Source organism: Paraburkholderia fungorum (assembly GCF_046027605.1).
Classification (GTDB): Bacteria; Pseudomonadota; Gammaproteobacteria; order Burkholderiales; family Burkholderiaceae; genus Paraburkholderia; species Paraburkholderia fungorum_F.
The window spans coordinates 40,281-61,284 of record NZ_JAQQEF010000024.1 but is presented as its reverse complement, the minus strand read 5'-3'; the positions used below and the strand labels follow the sequence as shown (position 1 = coordinate 61,284).

17 protein-coding genes are annotated in these 21,004 nt (G+C 61.4%); 6 read left to right on the top strand and 11 right to left on the bottom strand.

Features of this window, described 5'->3' with window-relative positions; all coding sequences use genetic code 11:
• Positions 1 to 4 precede the first annotated feature (4 nt).
• Positions 5 to 2,836: an ATP-dependent Clp protease ATP-binding subunit gene (locus tag PQR53_RS30035; RefSeq protein ID WP_408462286.1), complete on the bottom strand. Its 2,832-nt coding sequence runs from the start codon at positions 2,834 to 2,836 to the stop codon at positions 5 to 7.
• Positions 2,837 to 2,847: 11 nt separating this feature from the next.
• The gene (locus PQR53_RS30030) at positions 2,848 to 3,522 is read right to left on the bottom strand and encodes an HdeD family acid-resistance protein (RefSeq protein ID WP_408462283.1); all 675 of its coding nucleotides are present in this window, start codon (positions 3,520 to 3,522) and stop codon (positions 2,848 to 2,850) included.
• Positions 3,523 to 3,938: 416 nt separating this feature from the next.
• Between PQR53_RS30030 and PQR53_RS30025 the strand changes: the two genes are divergently transcribed.
• Complete coding sequence (locus PQR53_RS30025) at positions 3,939 to 4,451, top strand: phosphate-starvation-inducible PsiE family protein (protein WP_408462280.1); 513 nt, start codon at positions 3,939 to 3,941, stop codon at positions 4,449 to 4,451.
• 54 nt (positions 4,452 to 4,505) lie between these two features.
• On the opposite strand, the gene PQR53_RS30020 is transcribed toward PQR53_RS30025, so the two are convergent.
• Positions 4,506 to 5,333, bottom strand: coding sequence for a helix-turn-helix domain-containing protein (locus PQR53_RS30020; RefSeq protein WP_408462278.1), 828 nt, complete (start codon positions 5,331 to 5,333; stop codon positions 4,506 to 4,508).
• 259 nt (positions 5,334 to 5,592) lie between these two features.
• Between PQR53_RS30020 and PQR53_RS30015 the strand changes: the two genes are divergently transcribed.
• A complete protein-coding gene (locus PQR53_RS30015; protein ID WP_408462429.1) occupies positions 5,593 to 6,087 on the top strand; it encodes an MgtC/SapB family protein in 495 nt (164 codons plus the stop codon).
• 90 nt (positions 6,088 to 6,177) lie between these two features.
• Here PQR53_RS30015 and PQR53_RS30010 read toward each other — a convergent pair whose 3' ends face one another.
• From PQR53_RS30010 to PQR53_RS29980, 7 genes are all read right to left on the bottom strand, one after another.
• Complete coding sequence (locus PQR53_RS30010; RefSeq protein ID WP_408462275.1) at positions 6,178 to 6,612, bottom strand: PRC-barrel domain-containing protein; 435 nt, start codon at positions 6,610 to 6,612, stop codon at positions 6,178 to 6,180.
• A 436-nt stretch (positions 6,613 to 7,048) separates the two neighbouring features.
• Positions 7,049 to 8,185, bottom strand: a complete 1,137-nt coding sequence (locus tag PQR53_RS30005; protein WP_408462272.1) for a porin — start codon at positions 8,183 to 8,185, stop codon at positions 7,049 to 7,051.
• 151 nt (positions 8,186 to 8,336) lie between these two features.
• Positions 8,337 to 9,689 carry an MFS transporter gene (locus tag PQR53_RS30000; RefSeq protein ID WP_408462269.1) on the bottom strand — a complete coding sequence of 451 codons (1,353 nt, stop codon included), beginning with the start codon at positions 9,687 to 9,689 and terminating at the stop codon, positions 8,337 to 8,339.
• 43 nt (positions 9,690 to 9,732) lie between these two features.
• Positions 9,733 to 10,728, bottom strand: coding sequence for a 2Fe-2S iron-sulfur cluster-binding protein (locus PQR53_RS29995; RefSeq protein WP_408462266.1), 996 nt, complete (start codon positions 10,726 to 10,728; stop codon positions 9,733 to 9,735).
• Positions 10,729 to 10,758: 30 nt separating this feature from the next.
• Positions 10,759 to 11,778, bottom strand: a complete 1,020-nt coding sequence (locus PQR53_RS29990; protein WP_408462263.1) for a PdxA family dehydrogenase — start codon at positions 11,776 to 11,778, stop codon at positions 10,759 to 10,761.
• A gap of 8 nt (positions 11,779 to 11,786) precedes the next feature.
• A complete protein-coding gene (locus PQR53_RS29985; RefSeq protein WP_408462260.1) occupies positions 11,787 to 12,257 on the bottom strand; it encodes an aromatic-ring-hydroxylating dioxygenase subunit beta in 471 nt (156 codons plus the stop codon).
• 2 nt (positions 12,258 to 12,259) lie between these two features.
• Positions 12,260 to 13,546 (bottom strand): aromatic ring-hydroxylating dioxygenase subunit alpha, encoded by a 1,287-nt coding sequence (locus tag PQR53_RS29980; RefSeq protein ID WP_408462257.1) that lies wholly within the window; start codon positions 13,544 to 13,546, stop codon positions 12,260 to 12,262.
• A gap of 138 nt (positions 13,547 to 13,684) precedes the next feature.
• Here PQR53_RS29980 and PQR53_RS29975 point away from each other — a divergent pair, with 138 nt between their 5' ends.
• The 3 genes from PQR53_RS29975 to PQR53_RS29965 all read left to right on the top strand — a co-directional run bounded on the left by PQR53_RS29975 (position 13,685) and on the right by PQR53_RS29965 (position 17,379).
• The gene (locus PQR53_RS29975) at positions 13,685 to 14,515 is read left to right on the top strand and encodes an IclR family transcriptional regulator domain-containing protein (RefSeq protein WP_408462254.1); all 831 of its coding nucleotides are present in this window, start codon (positions 13,685 to 13,687) and stop codon (positions 14,513 to 14,515) included.
• 955 nt (positions 14,516 to 15,470) lie between these two features.
• Positions 15,471 to 16,481, top strand: a complete 1,011-nt coding sequence (locus PQR53_RS29970; protein ID WP_408462251.1) for a LysR family transcriptional regulator — start codon at positions 15,471 to 15,473, stop codon at positions 16,479 to 16,481.
• Between the two features lie 76 nt (positions 16,482 to 16,557).
• A complete protein-coding gene (locus PQR53_RS29965; protein WP_408462425.1) occupies positions 16,558 to 17,379 on the top strand; it encodes an alpha/beta fold hydrolase in 822 nt (273 codons plus the stop codon).
• A 71-nt stretch (positions 17,380 to 17,450) separates the two neighbouring features.
• Here the strand turns inward: PQR53_RS29965 and PQR53_RS29960 are convergent, their stop codons facing one another.
• Positions 17,451 to 17,942, bottom strand: coding sequence for a tautomerase family protein (locus PQR53_RS29960; protein ID WP_408462249.1), 492 nt, complete (start codon positions 17,940 to 17,942; stop codon positions 17,451 to 17,453).
• A 193-nt stretch (positions 17,943 to 18,135) separates the two neighbouring features.
• On the opposite strand from PQR53_RS29960, the gene PQR53_RS29955 reads away from it, so the two are divergent.
• Entirely contained in the window at positions 18,136 to 20,988 is a 2,853-nt protein-coding gene (locus tag PQR53_RS29955) for an ATP-binding protein (RefSeq protein WP_408462246.1), read from the top strand.
• The last annotated feature ends 16 nt before the right edge of the window (positions 20,989 to 21,004 follow it).

Sequence of the window (21,004 nt, the reverse complement as noted above, 5' to 3'; positions counted from 1 at the left end):
AGCCTCAGGCCGAGGTTTCGGCGGCTTTCCTGGCTTCTTCACCGGTCGTCGATTCCGGCGCCCCCAACTTCTTCACACGTACGGCCTTTTCGCCGGCATCCCAGCGGATTTCGACGGCATCGCCGCTGCGCACATCGCCTCGTAACAGCGAGTCGGCGAGTTCCGATTCCACTTCCACACGGATCTTGCGCTTCAACATCCGCGCGCCGAACTCGGGATCGTATCCAACCGAGGCTAGATGATCACGCAGTGCATCGTCGAACGACAGCTCGATATTCTGCGCGGCCGCCGTGCGCTGCACGCGCTGAAGCTGCAGGTCGACGATCCGGCGGATCTGCTCCTTGCCGAGCGCATGGAACACAACGACTTCATCGACACGGTTCAGGAACTCCGGCTTGAAGTGGTGCCGCAGGATTTCCATCAGCCGGTCGCGTAGCGCCGGATAGTCGAGCTGTTTCGAATCGGCCTTCATGTTGTCCTGAATCATCTGCGAGCCGATGTTGCTGGTGGCGATGATCACGGTGTTGGTGAAATCCACGAGCCGTCCCTTGCCGTCCGTCAGGCGCCCTTCGTCGAATAGTTGCAGCAGGATGTTGTGCACTTCGGAATGCGCCTTCTCGATCTCGTCGAGCAACACGACGCTGTAGGGGTGGCGCCGCACGCGCTCGGTCAGTTGGCCGCCTTCTTCGTAGCCGACATAGCCGGGAGGCGCGCCGACGAGACGGGCCACCGTATGGCGTTCCGAGTATTCGCTCATGTCGATGCGCACGAGCGCGTTCTCGTCACCGAACACCGCCGCGGCGAGCGCCTTCGCGAGTTCGGTCTTGCCAACGCCGGTCGGTCCGAGAAAGAGGAAGCTGGCGATCGGCTTGCCAGCTTCCGTCAACCCCGCGCGCGAAAGTCGCACGGCCTTTGATACGGCCGTTACGGCGTCGTCCTGGCCGACAACGCGTTCCCTCAAACGGTCTTCCAGACGCAGCAGCTTTTCGCGGTCCTCGGCCGTGAGTTCGGACACCGGCACGCCGGTCAGCGAAGATACGATCTGCGCGATGTCTTCCGCCGCGACTTCCTGCGAACTGGTGCCGCGTTCCTTCTTCCAAGCCTCGGTCGACTCGTTCAGACGCGCTTGCTCGGCCGCGATTTTCTCCTGCATTTCCTTCGCCTTGTCGAACTGTTTGGCCGCGCTCGCCGAGTCCTGCTCCTGACGCAGACGACGAATAGTGGCCTCGATACCGTGCAGCGCCTGCGGTCGCGAGTTCGACGAAATGCGCACGCGTGCCGCGGCCTGGTCAAGCAGGTCGATGGCCTTGTCGGGCAGGAAGCGGGCGGCGATATAGCGATCCGACAGCTTCGCCGCGGCCGTGATCGCCTCTTCGGTGATCTTCACCTTGTGATGCGCCTCGAGCCGGTCGCGCAGGCCGCGCAGGATATCGATCGTGTCCTCGACGCTCGGCTCGGGCACCATCACTGGCTGGAAGCGCCGTTCGAGCGCCGAATCCTTTTCGATGTACTTCTGGTATTCATTGAGCGTGGTCGCGCCGATCAGATGCAGTTCGCCGCGCGCAAGCGTCGGCTTGAAGACGTTGCCGATATCGAGCCCGCCTTCGCCGCCGCCCTGGCCCGCGCCGACGATCGTATGAAGCTCGTCGATGAAAATAATCAGCCGGTCCTGGTTCGCGACGATTTCGTCGAGGACCTGCTTGACGCGCTCTTCGAATTCGCCCCGATACTTCGCGCCCGCCACCACGCTGTTGATGTTCAGCTCGAGCACGCGCTTGCCTCGCAGCACTTCAGGGATCTGGTCCTGCGCGATGCGTTGCGCCAGACCTTCGACGATCGCCGTCTTGCCGACGCCCGGCTCGCCGATCAATACTGGGTTGTTCTTGCGGCGCCGCGCGAGCACCTCGATGGTGGTTTCGATTTCCTTGTCGCGGCCGATCACCGGATCGAGCTTGCCGCGCTTTGCCAGCTCGCTCAGATCGCGTGCGTATTTATCGAGCGTCGGGGTGGAGGAGCGGCCTTCGACGCTGCCGTCCTCCGCGCCCTGGCCCACCACCTTCACTGCTTTCTGACGCAGCGATTGCGACGTCAGCCCGAGTTTGCGCAGCAGCTCGCCGGCGAAGCCGTCTCCTTCCTCGACGAGACCGATCAGTATGTGTTCGGGGCCGACATAGCTATGGTCGAGCTCGCGCGACGCCACGAGTGCGTTTTCGAGCGCGCTCTTTGCGCGCGGCGAAACGCCGACGCGGGCCTCTTCGCCATCGGTTTTGGCCGTACCGCGCGGCGCGTCCTGTTCGATGGTGCGTTTGATATCGTCGGCATCGAGCTTGAACTCGCGCAGGATTTCGTTGACGACGTTGTTATCGGCAAGCGCGAGCAGCAGATGTTCCGTGTCGACCTCGTTCTTGCCGAACTCGACAGCTTTCTGCGCGGCCGCCTGCAGCCGGTCGAGCCCGCTTTCGCTCAGAAAGCTCTGCAGGTCGACGGCCTCGCGTGCACGCCTGCGTCGGCGAGGGCGGCCAGCGCTGCTGTCGGGGCCGCCCGCTGCTTCGGACGGACCGGATGACCCGGCCGAACCCGACGCGCGGCCAGGCGCGGAGCGGCCGCCCCGCCCCCAGTCCGCGCCGCCGTTTTCGAATGGCGACCATCCCTCGTCGAACAGGCGCTCGAACAGCCCACCGTGGAAAAGCGACTCGAGCGGCGACAGGCTGCGCTGATGGCGTGCCATGAACTGCATGTGATGTTCGTCGCAAAGCATCAACTGGCGGCGCTGGCCGTTCTCGGTGATCGTAATCTGTGTAGTCGCCGGTTTACCGCAAACACTGCACTTGGCCATGATGTTCCTCTTCAGGTTCTGCCCACGCGCTGTGCGTTGCGACGTGGGCGGTCGAGCTTCACGTCGTCGTGGCCCAGGTCCGGCAGTTCGGCGACGATGCGCAGGGCGGCGCCGTCGTCGACCACGTCGAAAGCGCGGCTGAAACCAGCTGGGATTGAAATCGCCGAATCACTGTTCCAACGGCCCAAGCCGCCGAACGGATCCCGGATCAGATCGGTGAGCAGATGTAGCAACGCATCGCTGAAAATGGCGTGCGCACCGATCATCCAAACAAGTGCAAGCGCGCCAACGCCTGGCCACGCGATCACGAGCACGCCGAATACCGGCGAAATAGTGCCGGTTGCGTACAGCAACCGGGCGCGGCGCAGGCGGCCACGCGCCCGGGTGACGGTAACCAGATCGAACACGCCTGCCGCGATAGCGTTGACGCGCCTCACGATGACGAGCACCAGGGCGGTGATGGCCGGCAGGAAGATCGCGATCACACCGGCGACGACGTTGAACAATCCCAGCAGCAGCGGCGCCCACCAGCCCCGTGTGTCATGACCATGACGGATGGCCCCGCTGATCGCGCTGACGCCGCTGATAATCGCGTAGGGCGCGTACAGCGCGACCAGAAAGGCAAGCGTAAAGCCAGGTAGAGCCAGCGCCAGCATCCACCACGCGTGTCCGAGTAGATCGTGCATCGTGAGGCCTCGCGTAGCAATGAACTGTATTCGCCTCTGGCGGAGCCATTCAAGCCATGCATTCAACACTACTCGTCGATAGACGCGACTTCTTTCTCATTCCTGCGAAGACTTGTCGGGATTCTGCGATCCTGGCGTGCGCCTCCCCGATGCGGGCAATTCGCTTCGCGCGGCAAGGCGCAATGATGGCGCATTCGCCAATCCGGACGGTGTGCGCAGGCGGCGTGACTTATAACGTTCGACAATGACGTGCGCCCGTCGCGTTTTCAAGCAGCTATCTGCAAAGAAACAGCAGGAATTCGAAAGACCGTGGCGCATGAGCTGCCACATCGTCAACTGGCCTTCGCACGATGCATGTGCAATCCGCACCCCGCTGTGTGCGCGCGGCGTATCGGCGGCCGCTCGGGAGCCAAATCATGGAAAGAAAGAAAAGCTGGCTGCGCAGGGATTTCGATGCACTGCGTCTGCAGTGGGATGTCCTCACCTTTTATGAACGCTTCGAACAGCTTGTTGCGCATGTGCTGAGCCTGGTGATCTCCGTCATCATTCTCGTGTCGCTTTGGCAATTGATCCACGCGGTTACGGCATTGCTGGTTTCGGACGCGCTGAACCCGCTCGATCACGCAGTGTTTCAAACGGTCTTCGGTATGGTCATGACGTTGTTGATCGCAATGGAATTCAAACATTCGATTACGCGAGTGATGGCGCGGCGCGATCATATCGTTCAAGTCAAGACGGTGGTTCTCGTTGCGCTGCTTGCCATCGCTCGCAAATTCATCATTCTCGACCCCGCCAGCGCACCCGCGCAGATCGCCGCGCTTGCGTTTGCGCTGGTGGCGCTGGGGAGTGTCTACTGGCTGATGCGGCAGCGCGACGATCCGGTCGACGCGACCACGGCGGCGGACGCCGAACTCGACCGCTCTGGTTAATCGCCAGCGCGGGAGTCCGGGGTCGTCGTTTTGCTCGCAACTTCGCCAGATTAATCAGCTACCGACGGGACGGTGGGCAAGCCGATATGCGCGCGGCGTCACACCGGTGTATCGATGAAACACTTCGGTGAAATGCTGCTGAGTCTGAAACCCCGCGCGCGCGCCAACATCAACCAGGGGAAGGGTCTCCTGGCACAACATCGTCCTGGCAAATTTCACTCGTTCGAGTGTCACGTACAGATGGGGCGGGTTGCCTGTCACCGTTTTGAAAGCGCGTGCAAAGTTTGATGCACCCATGTGCACCTGCACTGCGAGTTGCTCGACCAAAATGGTCTCGGCTATGTGGTCATGAACGAAGGCTTGAACGCGAGTCAGCATTTGACGCGTAAGGGGCGTGACGCGCTCGGCCGCACCAGCACAGTGCCCGTAGTGGAGAGCGATGTGCACCGAGATTACATCGGCGAAAGCGTCGGCGCAGGCGGCGTCGATGAGTTCCGCATGATGCAAAGCGCCCAATGTGTCCGCGGCCTCACACAGGAACGGATCCCAAGACTTAGACCATTTCGGGACCGCGACAAACGCATCTTGCGAGACTTGCCCAAGTACGCCCCTTTTGAGTGCGATAACCCATCCCTCGGGATCGTTGTCAGCGATCGTGGCGAACTGCGCGTCCGCCGGAATGACTGCGACATATGGAGCACTTATCAGGATGGAGTGATTCACTCCGAGGTCGTCGCAGCCCGCAGCCTGCACAACAGTGGTACCTGTCGGCATAACGAGCCGAAGTCCCTGCACCGAATTCAGCCCGCCATTGGTGAAAGCGACGTTCATCGGTTGGCAACGTAACCCGTGATCCGGGGTCAATCCTGTCGTTTGCTTCATGACACGCAGAAGCCTCCTCGTTGCATACCTAAGCTTACGTCGAATTCAAGGCTTCTTAGGGCGGATTCGTTATATGGTTAGATGTGGCTGGCCGAGAAGCCGTCGCTAATCATCGCGACAATCCGGAGCAATGCTCCCGTCGCGTCTCCTGAGCGGCGCTTGACGCTCAAGTAGTTTGTTCCCCTCGACGCTAGACTGTAGTGAGCAGCCAGGTGCTGGCCGAATGCGACGTTAGCTGGAAACCTTAGCGGGGATGCCGATGATTTCACACGTGCTATTGCTTCAGGCGATCTTGCGCATGGTCGCGGCAGTGCTGGTGGGTTGTATCGTCGGGCTCGATCGAAACCTGCATGGCAAGCCAACCGGCGTCAAGACGCTAGGACTTGTTGCGCTCGGTTCCTGTCTCGTGACGATGGCCGGCATGTCTTTCGAACTGCACGGCTTCACCGAAGGCAGCGACGCCGGCCGTGCGATTCAGGGCGTCATTACGGGCATCGGTTTTCTCGGCGCCGGGGTGATCCTGCAAAACAACGCCACCGGCAGGATCAGCGGGTTGACGACGGCGGCTTCGATCTGGGTCACCGCCGCGCTCGGCATTGTGTGCGGCATCGGCGCATGGCAGATTGCGGGTATTGCCACCGCCCTGCTCCTGCTGCTGCTCTCGGTGGGCGGCAGCATTGAACGTGCGCTGCACCGGCGCTGGTTAAGAAAGTCGCCTGAAGAGCAGGCGGCGGTCATGCGGCACGACGAATAGTCACGCGGCCGCGCACTAATCCGCGCACTGCTCATGGAACGAATGTGCCGCGCGTCAAATGCATCGATCGTGGACGATTCGAGACATAGGTCAGTGATGCTCGCTGTAGGCGGACCTCGCCTTAGGTGTCGCGCGTACCTTTGCGTATTGAAACTCCGGCAGCGCCTTGATCGCATCTTTCGTCGCACCGGCAAGCACCAGTTTGCCATTGACGAAATCGAGCTGCTCAATCGGAATGGCCACGTCGTGATGCGACACCCCCAGAAACTGGTTTGCGGCGACGATTGCAAACGATACCGACCGGTCCGGTGCCACGATAATGTCATGAATGACGCCGACACGCTCATCCTTCTCGTTGAAGACCGGCTTGTCCATGATCGACTTTCTCACGCTCCAGCCTGCCACGATCGCAGCCGACTCTTCCACGCTGACACCAAGCGGCTGGGCGCCGGCCACCTGGGCGTTCGCGTCTGGAGCGAGTGCGAGCGACGACGCGAGCAGCAATACAAGGAGATTCGTTTTCATGAGATTCCCTTCGTTCTGGTGTTGACTGTGCGACACCGGGCCAGCAATGAAGAGGCTAATGCCAGACCGTGCGGGGCGTAAGTTCATGTTAGAAGGTCTCACGGCAAGCCGCTATAAAAAAGCGGTGATGGATCGTGTTATTTTCGTGCGCCTGGATGCCATTCCGCACGCCTCGTGAACGAATGCAGAATTGCGAAACGCATGGCAGAAACGCGAAAGAATCGCAGCTGTGCGGAGCCTAGACTGAAGCCCGGACAATCCGGCGGCCAGCCGGTCATGTCCGGTTATCGCATTCCGGCGACGTGGTAATCCGCGACCTGAATCGAAGGCATCGCGAGGTATGCACGCGCGCCACGTGACTGGCATGCCGGTTTTCTACGGCATGCCAGTGCGTTATTGATTATCGTGGGCTAGCAAAGTCGGGCGCAGGCGGTGTTCAAAAGCGATGCCGTAATGAAAACTTGACAGCCACCTGGGTCGGCGTCGACGACTGGCCTAACGTGCTGATTGCCGCGACTGCGGCATGTCCTGTCGAATCGACACCCGACGCGTGCTGCCACACGCCGACCAGATTGATGTCGGTACGCTTGGAGAGCGAGTAGTTCGGACCGAAATCGATCTGCTCGTATTTGGCGCGGGACTCATTCGTATAGTCGAACGACGCACCGATCAGCAATGCGGGCGTAATGTTATAGCGGCCATTGATCTCGTAGCTGTTGAAACTCGCGTTGCCTGTGTTCGGCGTGGACGCAGTGCGCCGGATATCCTGAAACCGCGCGTTCGTATAGACCAGCCCAATGCTGCCTTGGCCGATCCTGTAAGAAGCCGCCGCCCCGAAGATCTGCCACACATTCGCCGAAGCGAAGCCGCCGAACACCGGGGTTCTGCTCGGACTCACGTAGCCTGCCTGGCCCGGCGAAAGCGCGCTATCGAGCACCGACACTGACGGGTTGTTGATGTTGTCGTATGCGAGCGCGGCGCTCAATGGACCTTTCGCGTACTTGAGCCCAAATGCGTAGACACGCCCCGACGCGAAGTTGCCCGGCACGCCGCCGGGCGCGAACATGCCGCTCGCCTGCAGACCGTAGAACGTCGGCGATTGATACTTCACCGCGTTGTTCACGCGAAACGTCGAGTTCAGATTGTCGAAGTCGCCGGGATGAGTTCCGAGCCATGCCCACATCGAAGTCGCGGCAATCGCCCCGATGAGTTCCGTCATCGGATCATATTGGCGGCCGAGCGTCACCGTGCCCCACGTGTCGCTGCGAAGCCCGACAAACGCCTGGCGGCCGAATTCGCGGCCGCCTTGCAGCAGCTTGCCGTTCGACGTGTCGAAACCGTTTTCAAGCGTGAAGATGGCCTTCAGGCCCCCGCCCAGATTCTCGCTGCCGCGCAATCCCCAGCGGCTACCGTTCGTCTGTCCGTTGATCATTTGCACGTTCGCGTGCCCGGACTGGTTGTTCACGTACACGAGTCCGGCGTCGAGGAAGCCGTACAGCGTGACTGAACTTTGCGCATGAGCCGTGCTCGCGAGGAGCGGCAGAATCAGCAAGGCGATTGAGGTTTTTTTCATAATGTCTCAGACGTGACGAGTCCACGCCATCTCGCTGGAGCGCGAGAAAGCGGCAGACGTCACCAGGTTTTTTAAATGATTGTTTTGGCGGAGGTACTTCGATGAGTCAGCCGGAAGCGATGGGCCGCCGGCTGAAAACTGAATCTCCGGTCTATCGTGCGGTGCTCGTCCGGGAAACCACGGTACCTGAACCGTAGATTCGCCCCATCACGAACACGCCGAGACCGGCGACGAGCACAGGCCACACCGAGAAGCGGAAGATTTCCGCGGGCGTCCAGTGCGCTGAATACAGGATGCCCGCAATCAGCGGCCCCGCGATACCGCCGAGCCGGCCAATGCCGAGCGCCCAGCCTACCCCGGTCGAACGCAGGTTCAGCGGATAGTAGACAGCGGCGAGTGCGATCACGCTTTTCTGCCCGCCACTGATGCAGAAGCCGGCGCAAAAGACCATCACCATCAACCACGCGACGCTGCCGGAGAACGCGCCGCCAACAAGCCACATGAACACCGAGCCCGCGAGGTACATCACCGTCAGCGTCGCGTACGGTCCGACGCGATCCATCGCGAGGCCCAGCGGCACGGCCGACAGCACGCCCGCTATAGTCGGCAACGCCGTCACCCAGACAATCGTCGACGGGGAATACTTCAGGCCGGTCAGCATCGTGGGCAACCAACTCTGCATGAAGTAGAACTCAGCGAGGTTGAGGAAGAAGATCAGCCAGAGCAGCACGGTACCGATCGACGTGGGTCCCCTGACAAGCGCCGCGACGCTCGCGCGGCTTTCGTTCTGATCTTCGAGCCGGAACATGCTGCCGACCGGCACGTCGACACGAGGAAAGAGCCGCCGCAAAACGGCGCGCATCCGCTCGCTGCCTTGCGGGCGCCGTTGCAGGAAGGCAAGCGATTCCGGCAATAGCCACGCGAGCGGCAGCGTCAACGCGAACGGCGCGAGCGCGCCGGCCAGCATCAACGATCTCCAGCCGTATGCGGGAATGAGCATCCCGGCAGTCAGTCCGGCCACCACGAAGCCCAGCGAGAAGCCGCAATACACCAGCAGCACGAAGGTGGCGCGCAGACGCTTCGGCGCGAACTCGCAGGTCAGCGCGACGGCACTCGGCGCGGCGGCGCCGAGCCCGATGCCGGTCAGGAAACGCAGGCCGATCAGTTCGGTAACATTGGTCGCGAACACGGTCAGCATCGTGAACACGGCGAACAGCATTGTGCTCGTCAACATCATCCGTTTGTGGCCGAAGCGCGCCGACAGCGGCGCGATGGCGAGGTAGCCGATCATCAGGCCAACCAGCGCCGCGGAAAAGATCGAGCCGAGGATCTCGCGCGGCAGATGCCAGTCTCGCGAGAGCACCGGCACGATGTAGCTGATCGCCTGTGTGTCGAAGCCATCGAGGAACATCAGCAGCGCACAGAGCAGTACCACCAGACACTGGCCTGAGCCGACCTTCTGGCGTTCAATGACCTCGGCTACGTCGATAAGGGGGGATGCCACGGGTATTGTCTCCTGGTTCTTGTGTGGAAAAGCGTCGCGTCTTCTAAGGACGGATATCGGTGTGCACGAAAGCGTCGCTAAAGAAGTCTTCGTCGGGCAAGCCGGCTTCGACGAAGGTGCGATGCGCGTTATTCGTCATAGCCGGGTTGCCGCACGCATAGACCTGATAGCCGGCGAGCGAGCCGAAATCTTCCAGTACCGTCTCGTGCACGAATCCACGACGGCCGGTCCAACTATCGTGCGGCTCGGACAGCACCGGCACGAATGTCAGCTTGCCGCTTGCGTGCCACTTGTGCGCCAGCTCGAACAGGTACAGGTCTTCCTGACGACGCGCGCCCCAATACAGATGAATCGCACGGCCGAGCTTGCGTTTGATCGCGTCCTCGATGATCGACTTGACGGGCGCGAAGCCCGTGCCGGTTGCCAGCAGAATCGCGGGACTCGTCGACTCATCCTGTAGCGTGAACTCGCCGAATGGCAATTCGACACGCAGCTTCTGTCCTTTCTCGAGTCCGCGCAGCACACTGCCGGAAAATCTGCCGCCCGGCACGTGGCGCACGTGAAGCTGCACGGTGTCGCTTTCGTGAGGCGGATTCGCCATCGAATAATTACGGCGGCTGCCGTCTTCGAGTTCGATCTGCAGATACTGCCCGGCGCGAAACTTCGCACGCACGCCGGTGGGCAGGCGCAACTGCACGACACTGACGTCGGCGGCCGGTTGCGTGACGCGATACACCGACATGTCGAGCGTCTTGCGCATGACCGGCTCACGCTTTTCGATCTTGCGCGGCGCGATCGTCATATCCGACGAGGGCCGCAAGCAGCACATCAGCACACGTTCGGCCGGTCCTGCCACCTCGCCCTGCACGGACGAGCTGCCTGCGCCGGCCACCACGCCGCCCTCGCAGGTTGAACACACGCCTTTTCGACACGAGTACGGCACGCTGTAGCCCGAGCGTTCGGCGGCGTCGAGCAGGGTTTCGCCCGCCGCGCAGCGGAACGCGACATCGCTTCCCGCGATGGAAATCTGGTAATCCAAAATGTGACCTCGATAAGCGGTTAAGACGTTTCACCCAGCCCGTGCGGGGAGCACAGTCCCCGTCGTCACGAGACGCAGCGCGCCTAGCAGTGGCGCGGCGTCGGCGCGCAGCGTGCCGGCAATGTCGAAGCCGCTGCCGTGGCCGACGCTCGAGAACATCACGCCCGCGCCGATCGACAGCGCCGCACTGTGGCGGCCTGCGCGCAGCTTCACGGGAATGTGCCCCTGGTCGTGATACATCGCGACGAACACGTCGATATCGGGATTCGTCAGCAACAGATCCGCGCCTTGCGGTCCGATCACGGCAATGCCCTCGTCGCGCAACTGCCGCGCCGCCGGCTCGGTGATGTCGATGTCCTCGTGGCCGAAAAGTCCGCCTTCACCCGCATGCGGATTAATGCCCATCACCCCGACCACCGGACGCTCGATACCCATCAATTGCAGCGTTTGCGCGGCAGCTCGGGCGGCGCGTACGACGTGACGCTGGTCGAGCCGCGCGAGCGCCGATGCGATGCCTTCGTGCAAGGTCGCATGGACGATGCGCAGGCCGCCGCCGATCAGCAGCAGATACACGTCATCAGCCAGCACGCCCATCTGCTGAGCAACGAAGCCCGGATAACCGGCGAAGCGCACGCCGCTTGCATTGATCGCCGTTTCCGAATGCGGACACGCGATTACTGCGTCGACGTTACCCGCACGCGCGGCAGCGAGCGCGGCGCCGACATAGGCGAGCGTCGCGGTTCCGGCCGCGGCCGCAACTTCACCCGGCACGAATGCTCCGGCAGGCAGTGACGCGACGTCGACAATGTCGATCGCGCCGGGTTCGGCCGCCGGCAAATCGTCCGCCCGCACTTCGCGAAGGGTCATTCCGCGACAGCAGCGCTGCGCATACCAGCGAATGACGAAGGCATCGCCGAACAGAACAAGACGCCGCCACGGCCCGGCATCGGCCACGTCGCGCGCGCTGTGCGCCGCTGCCTTCACCGCGATTTCCGGGCCGATACCGTTCGGGTCGCCGATCGCCAGCGCAATGGTCATGGAGTGGTTCATTGCCTGTTTCATAGCGGCAATGCCAGCAGCGTGTCGATGCGCGAACTGTCGCATACGACGATCCGTTCGCGCAGCTTCACGCAACCCTCTTCGACGATGTACGCGTCGCAGTAGCGGCCAGTGGCAAACAGCGTTGTCGTGCCGTCGCGCATGATGCGCGCCACCATGAAGGAGGTTTCGCTACGCACTTCCTGTTCGTTTTCGCTCACCACGTAAGGCTGTCCAAGCAGATGCCGGTAACCGTGGCGCTCATAGATGTTGGCGTCGCGCAGCGAAGCGACGCGGTCGATCAGCATGCCGCGCGAGGCCGCGTAGATCATGCTGCCCGCAAGGCCGCGCTTGTAGTTGTCGGCGGTCGTGACCTTGTAGATGCATGCTTCGGTAAAGAACGCCGGCCACTGCGAGAGGTCGCCGTCGTCGATGCAGCGTACGTATTCGGCTTGCGCGCGAGCGATCAGTTGATGGATGTCTTGCGCCATTTCTAGTACCCCATTGCGTTGCGGTAGGCCTTCCAGAAGCCGCGAATCGACGCTTCCGTCACGCGGCTTTCGCTGCTTTCAGCGCTATCGCCGCCCATCTCGATGACCGAGCGGCTGTCGCTTGCGCCATCGATGCCTCGCTGCACAAAACCGCCGACGCATCCGTCTTCCATCGACACATAACCGGCCGGTCCCACGAGGTTCGCTTGCCGCAGACGCATTTCACGCAACTCCGGGGTATCGTCTTCGAAGCCGAGGTAGGTCCAGTTCAGTTCGGTCTGCTGCGTGCCGCGCGGCAAAATCTGGCGCACCGCGATGGCGTTCTGGATCTGCTGGAGCACAAAGCCGGGAAACACCGAAAGAATCTGCAGCGTGACGCCGTCGCCGAATTCATCCCTGCCCGCGAGCACCGAGGTGTCTTCGAGCCGGTGCTCGCTTTCGGAGCGGATCTTCTGATCCGCGTAATCGCTGGCGGCTTTTGCCTGTGCCGCCGCCTCCGTCTCCGCCTCCGCAGCATGGTCGACAGCGGAATAACTGACGTGATGGCCACCACTCGGATCGACGATGATGCCGCCACGCTGAGACAAGCGGTTCAGCTGGAACGTCGTGAAGAACAGATGCAGGATGCTCGCGTGGTACGAGTCCTTGACGTTCTCGAAGTAAAGCTTCCAGTTATTCGGCAGCATCTGCGTGAAGCGGCCGAGCACGACCGGCGTGCGGCCTTCGAGCACGCGTCCAATGCGCTCGACGATTTCCTCGCCGAGATATTCATCGAGCGGGGGAACGTCGTCTGAAAAACTGCCGAATACGAGGCCGTGCAGCGTCGCGACCCGCAGCTTGCGCAAGCCGTGGTCGCCCTCGCAGAAGTCCGGCTTCATGCCGCCCTTACCGCCAATGCCGTCCTTGAACGCGACCCCGAGCAGATCGCCTTGCAGGTTGTAAGTCCACGCGTGATAGACGCAGCTGAAATCCTTCGCGTTGCCCTGGTCTTCCAGGCACACCATCGCACCGCGATGCGCGCAGCGATTCTCGAACGCATAGAGTTCGCCGTCGGTATCGCGCGTGACCACCACCGGTGTATCTCCGATGAAGCTGCTACGGAAGTCGCCCGCGTTCACCAGCTCCGCTTCGAGACACAGGTAGCTCCAGTTCGGGCCCCGGAAAATCGCGTCCTGCTCGTCGGCGTAGACGTCTTCATCCTGAAACAGCGTGTAGGGCACGCGCGTGAGGCCTTCGGACGGCCAGGCGATGCTGGCGCGCCGCGCCGGCTTGATGGGGATGATGTTCAAGTTGCTTGCTCCATGTGTTGCGCGGACCGTTAAACGTGGCCGGCCGGGATTGAAGACAATCCTTGGGGTGCCACGGAAGTTGACAGGTTCGGCCTAATGTGTTCGAATACCGTACGTTGTTCGATATTGCAATTAAATATGACATCAGTCAAAGAACCTGTCAACGAGCAGGAAGACGCGCCATCGCCCGAAGACGGCATCGAATCGGGCGGACGGGTGCGCGCCAAGGAAGGCATGGCGGGCCTCGCCAAGGGGCTTGCGATCATCGAGGCGTTCGGCGCATCGACCACGCGGATGACCGTTTCGGATGCGGCGCATCTTGCGGATCTGAGCCGGCCCGCCGCGCGCCGGTGCCTGCTGACGTTGGTCGATCTCGGCTATCTCGCGCACGACGGCAAGTTTTTTACGCCGCTGCCGCGCATGCTCAGACTGGGCAGCGCGTACCTCAGCACGTCTTCGTTGACGCAAATCGCGCAGCCGCTTCTCGCGAACGCGCGCGACGAACTGCAAGAGTCGGTTTCGCTGGCGGTCATGGACGAGGGTTACTCGGTGTTCATCGCGCGCGCGGAAGCGATCAGAATCGTCTCGACGGGGGTGAAGCTCGGCGGCCGATTGCCCGCGTATTGCTCCGCAACCGGCCGCGTCCTGCTATCAGATTTGACGGAAGAAGAAATCAACCGGCATCTCGACGCCACGCCGATGAAACGGCTGACGGCGCGCACGCTCGCAACGCCGGCTGCGGTCTTGCAGGCCGTCAGGCGTGCGGCGGAAGAAGGCTATGCGATCAGCAATGAGGAGTTGGAGATCGGTATGTCCGCGATGGCGGTGCCGGTGAGAAATCGCAGCGGCGAGATCGAGGCCGCGCTCAGCGTGAGTGTATTTTCCGGACGGGTTAGCGTGGAAACGCTGGAGCAGAAATTCCTGCCTGTTCTAAGGAACGTGGCAGCGCGGTTGCAACGCGCGCTGTAGCGAAAGCGTCCCTCTCCTTGATCAGGCGGCTATCGACTTCGCCCGGTCCAGCAACGGGACCGGTGTCGCTCAGTCTGCGCAGCAAAGTGCGCCATCGGGTCTGGGCGTGTTTTCACGAAAGACGGAGGCCGTGGCGCGCGCGACTAGCCACGACTAGCCGGATGTTCCACCAGTCCGTCGAACCGGTCGACCAGCCGCACACATCCAACATGAGTATGTCGGTGACGGGAAATCTCGCACTGATGCTACCAGGCCGGCTGGCCGAGGTCCAGGCGTTGCCAGATCACTCCGTGCCGTTGCTGCCGCCAGCACCTGTAGCGGCTACCCTGCCGACAGCCGCGCCATCGGCACAAATCCGGCCGAACCGCTGAGGAGATGTAGTTCCGCACAACGATTGCCATAGGTAAGCAGCAGTCCGCGTCTCTGCATGGTGGTTGATGATTAACCGTGCCTGAGGCAATCGTCATGGTGCACCCTGTGAGGACAGTTGGCCGTCTGAACCATCAGCGCCCTCTTCTGCCGATGTGGACCGGGCGGGTCACCGCGCCACCCGCGTCCCTCCACCGGGCCCCTATCCCAAGTTCGAACGTGATCGCGTGATGATTGACCAGATCAAGTCCCTGGGCATCGAAAAGGACAAGCCGTTTGATCCGGACCGACCTCATGGGTCCATTTTGGTGGCAGGCATCGCGCGATGCGCAGAAGTTGATGCGAATGCACCAGTTCGCCGACGCATCGATTCTTCTACGACATCACTGTTTCCCTTAACTCTCCCCGGGTCTGGCCAATGCTTTCCCTTGCCCGGACGGCGGCGCTCAAGGCGGCCGCAGGTCGTCTCAGGTCGTATCAGGTTTATTACAGGACCGGACCGTCGCACCGCGCTAGCCTAACGTCACTCATTCGAGCAATCGGGCCGGCAGCTGGGATTTCAAAGCGAGCGTTGAGGGGAAGCGAAATGGATCGATTGCATGCCATGAAGGTATTCACTCGCGTCGTCGAGACGAGCAGCTTCACGCGCGCCGCAGACACGCTCGGTTTGCCACGTGCGTCCGTCACGGTGACCATACAGCAACTCGAAGAGCATCTGAAGGCACGTCTGCTGCAACGCACGACCCGGCGCGTCAACCTCACACCGGACGGCGCTGGATATTACGAACGCTGCATCCGTATCCTGGCAGACATCGAAGAAACGGAAGGCTCCTTCAACGACCAGAACCGCGCGGCCCGAGGCAAACTTCGCGTCGACATGCCCGGAGCCCTCGGCCGCATTATTGTCATGCCGAAGATTCACGAGTTTTACGCCTCGTATCCGGAGATCGACCTGATGCTCGGCTTCGGCGACAGACTGGTCGACCTGATTCAGGAGGGCGTCGATTGTGCAGTACGCGTCGGTGCCCTGGAGGATTCAAGTCTTGTCGCGCGAAGAGTCGGCATTTATCAGGCTATTACCGTCGCAAGCCCCATCTATCTGCAACGCTATGGTACGCCGGCGACGATCGAGCAACTCAACGACCATGTCGCCACCAACTATTTTTCGAGCCGTACGGGGCGAATCATGAGCCTGACATTCGAAGTAAACGGTCAGGCCATTGAGGTAAGGATGAAAGGCAACATGGCGGTAAATGATGCGGAGGCCTACCTGGAAAGCGGTCTTGATGGCATCGGTATCATCCAGGCCGCACGCTTTATGGCCCTGCCACACTTGAAAACCGGCCGTCTGGTTGAAATCCTGCCGCAGTGGAAACCCCTACCGCTGCCCATTTCCACGATCTATCCGCACAATCGCCACCTGTCGTTGACGGTGCGTGTCTTTGTCGACTGGGTCGCCAAACTCTTTGCCGGGAGCGCGCTGCTGTCAAACCCCGGAACTCGACCTGCGGGACGCCACCCGCCCTGTCATGCCAACTTCGAATTTCCGGTTTCCCCCGGGCGCGAGAACGCACGCATGGCCGAAGAGGCGATTTGAGACCTTGCGCTTGAGCCACTCAGTGGACCAGTCATTGAGGCTGGCGACCGTATCGGGATATCACCGAGCCCGCACTATGAAATATTTGAGGATGAAAGACGGCACCCAAATTTCCTACAAGGACTGGGGCGTCGGCGCACCGGTTGTGTTCTCCCACGGCTGGCCGCTGAACGCGGATGCCTGGGACGCGCAAATGCTGTACATGCTTCATCACGGCTACCGTGTAATTGCCCATGATCGCCGCGGCCATGGCCGTTCAGACCAGCCATTGCAGGGGCATGAGATGGACACCTATGCCGATGACCTCGCGACACTGCTCGACACGCTGGACCTTAAGGAGGCGACGCTAGTCGGTCACTCGGCCGGCGGCGGCGAAGTGGCCCGTTATATAGGCCGAAACGGCACCGAACGCGTCTCGAAGGTGATCCTGATCGGCGCGGTGCCGCCGCTCATGGTGCGGACAGCGGCGAATCCGGGTGGCTTACCGCTGGGTGTATTCGACACCATGCGGGAAAACACCGCGACGCGCCGCGCGGAGTTCTTCATGGATCTGGCGTTGCCGTTCTTTGGGTACAACCGACCTGGGGTGCATCGCGCGCAGGCAGTGATCGATTCGTTCTGGCATGCCGCCATGCTGGGCTCCATTCATGCCGAGTACGAGTGCATCAGCGCTTTCTCCGAGACTGACTTTACTGAAGATTTAAAGAGCTTCGACGTGCCGACGCTGTTCATCCACGGCAACGACGATCAGATCGTCCCGATCGCGAACTCTGCGCTGGTCGCGACGAAAATCGTGCGCAATTCGATCGTTAAGATTTATCCGGGTGGCTCGCACGGCCTGTGCGCAACTGCGCCCAAACAGATCAACGCCGACCTCTTCGCATTTCTCGCAGACTGAACGAATCAGCGTGCGCGCGTACCGATCCAGCGTAAGTATGGGATTGCGCACGATCGCCGACTCGGAAACGGCTAAAGCTCGCCGGTCAAAAACTGCGCTTTGCCGCCGCCGAAGGACCAGTCAGTATCCGAATTGATCGTAAAGGTGACCACCACGTCACTCGGCTCAATGCCGGCATGACCGGCTAGCTCGCGGCACAAATCGGCGTAAAACTGGCGCTTGGACATTTCGCTGCGCGGCCTGCTCGTCACGCTGACGATCACAACCTTCGAAGATCGGTCGAATCCGAGGCCGGTGTCTTCGACCATCATTCGGGAAGCCTCGTGTTCGTGCACGATCTGATAGCGGTCGCGCGCCGGCACGTTAAACGCCGACAACACTGCGCGATGAGAAGCGTCCAGCATCGCTTTTAGTTCAGCGTCGGTTCGGCCTTTCACAACATCAAAGCGTAGCAACGGCATATGGGTGGCCTCGATTGATTTGTACTGCCCGGCCCCGGCGGAGCCACTTAGTTCCACTTTAGTGAACCGCCAGCGGTAAATCGATGCGGTGAAAACAAACACTCTGCTCAGACCACGCCAACAATGTGTGGCTCGGCGGCCGCCTATTGCGCACGCTCGCGCGTTTCTCCAGGCGCGCAGCTTACTGTCGTGCTTCCTGTCGCCGCGCATCAGCAGTTAGTAGCAATCTTGCACGTTGTGCGATACTCGCCAGGTAATCTTGGCTCTTCCTCATCAATCGCCCGTAAGGTCTGCGATGGAAACGCGAACGCTGCAAATCGACGATTTTTCGTTTGGCGCGACGGTCGTCGTTCCCCGCCGGCGTGAGCTGACGCATAACGGCGTCAAGGTGGAAATTGGCGGCCGTGCGTTCGATTTACTGCTCGCCCTGGTCGAAGCGCGCGGCTCGATCCTCAGCAAAGATCAGCTTATTTCGCTGGTGTGGCAGAACCGCATCATCGAGGAAAACACCCTTGAAGGACAAGTCTCCGTGCTGCGTCGCATGCTTGGGGAAGATCGCGTCGCCATACGCACAGTAGCTGGGCGAGGCTATCAGTTCATCGGCGAAGTGAACCCCAAAGGATCCACGACTAACGCTTTGCCGACAGCGCCCGCACTGGCCCCGGTGTTGCACGGGGTGCGGCTCCCGGCGAACATCTCGCCCATCATCGGACGCGAAAAAGCCTTGCACGAGGTGGCCGAAGTCGCGCTTTCGCGTAGGCTCATTACGCTAGTAGGTTCCGGCGGCGTCGGCAAGACACGGCTTGCCGTGGAAGCCGCCCGGCAACTTGCACCGCACTTTACCGACGGCGTCTACCTCGCCGAACTGGCGGCGGCCGCCTCCGCTGATTATTTGTCCACCACCCTTGCCGTGGCATTAGGGTTCCCGCCTGGCGACGGAACGCCTTCACTCGACCGGATGGCAGCGAGTCTATACAGCCGCCATTTGCTGCTGGTGCTCGATAACTGCGAGCATTTGATTGAGAGCGCTGCACAGATTACCGAAACGCTGCTGCGAGTCGCGCCGCGCGCGACGATCCTCGCCACGAGCCGCGAACCACTGCGGGTTGGCGGCGAGTACGTCTACCGGGTGCCCTCGCTGGAGGTGCCGCCCGACGACAGCGTCGACGACCCGCGCGAATTCGGTGCAATCCGGCTTTTCGAGGAACGCATCGGCACGGACATACTGTGCTCCGGCAAGTCCACCAGTGCTTTGCCGCTCAAAGTCCGCATCTGCCGCCAGCTCGACGGCATCCCGCTCGCGATCGAACTGGCGGCCGCGTGCGTGCCGGTGGTCGGCTTGCAAGGTGTGGCCGACCGCCTCGACGACCGCTTCCAACTGCTCACGCAGGGAGCACGCACCGCACTTCCGCGCCAGCAGACGCTGCGCGCTACGCTCGACTGGAGCTACAGCCTGCTAGCCGAAACGCAACGCACGGCGCTAAACCGGCTGAGCCTGTTCGCCGGCCCGTTCAGCCTCGAGTCCGCGCAAGCGGTCACGAGTAGTGAGGAGATTCCGCCGCACGCAGTCATGGACGTGATCATCGAGTTGGTCAACAAGTCGCTCGTCTCTACGGTGCCCAGCGACGGTCGGATCAAATACAGGCTGCTCGAAACGACTCGTGCTTACGCGTACGACAAACTGCGTGCCAGCGGCACGTTGCGTGAATGGTCCAGCCGCCACGCGAATCACTTCCTGGATATCTTCGTGCATGCCGAGCAACAGGCGGCGGCACACGTCGATCTCGACTGGAACACCCGTTACACACCACATCTGCCGGACCTGCGCGCGGCAATCAGATGGGCATTTTCGGCCGAGGGCGACCCCTCCCTCGCGGTTGATCTAACGATTGCGAGCATCCCGCTTTCAATGCAGCTCGCGCTGCTGGAGGAGTGTCTCGCACGCGTGGACAGGGCACTGGAGTGGCTCGTAAAAAACGGCGAATGCACCGACGAGCGCGCGATGAAGTTACTTTCCGCACGGGGTATGTCTCTGCTCTGCCATACGGTCGCAGCACAGACCAGCGACGCATTCGAAGCGGCCCTCGAATTAGCCACCCAGACTGGCAGTGCCGCGTATCAGTTGCTCGCCATGTGGGGAGCATGGATGTGTTTGTACCTTAACGGCAAGTATGCACAGGCCGAGCCGCTCGCCCAGAAATTCAGCGCCGTGGCGATGGCGTCGGAATGGCCTTGCGATCGGTTGGCGGCATATCGCCTGACCGGTATGTCGCGCCTCTTTCGCGGCGAACTGAATGACGCGTACGAGAACCTCGAACTCGCGGCCAATTCGCGCGCGCAGCTTCCGCGCGCGCAGCGTATCCGCTTCTTGTATGACGAAAAAATGCTGTCGCACGCGGCGCTTGCGCACACGTTGTGGTATCTCGGCCGCCCCGAACAAGCGACTTTTGCCGCGCAACAATCGCTCGATGACGCCCGCGAGCTCGATCACCCAGTGTCGCTTTGTTACGCGCTGAGCGAGGCAGTCTGCACGCTCGCGCTGCTAACCGGAGATCACGGCGCGCTCGACCATGCTGTCTCACAGATGGCCATCGAAACGAGACGCCACGGCATCTCCACCTGGAATGCACGCGCACAAATGTGGCAAGGGTTCATGGAGCTACTTGAGGGACGCGTTGGCGCTTACGAACAAAAGATTTACCCGGCACTAGTCGGGATCGGCTCGAAGCGCTTCTATGTTTCCCTCACACCGTTTCTAACCGCAACGGCCCGTCTCCTCGCGAAGCATGACCGGACGGTACAAGCCGTAGCGCTGATTCATCCTGCCGTCGAACGCGCGCTCGAAACACAGGATGAATGCTCTCTTCCCGAACTGCTACGGGCCAAGGCCGAGCTTATGCTGGGCAGCCCTGATCCGGTAGCCAGATCCGCTGCTGGAACCATGCTCGCCGATGCGCTCGAACGGGCGCGAAGCCGTCGCTTCCTTGCATGGGAACTGCGCTGCGCCACCACCCTCGCCCAGCTGAAGCAACATGAGCGCAAAGCCAAGGTCGCTCGCGATCTGCTCACTCCCGTGTACCAACGCTTTGGCGAGGGCTTCGAAACGCTTGACCTGAAAGCCGCACGAGTGCTACTCGAGTCGCTTTGATCGCGCGGCTAACGCA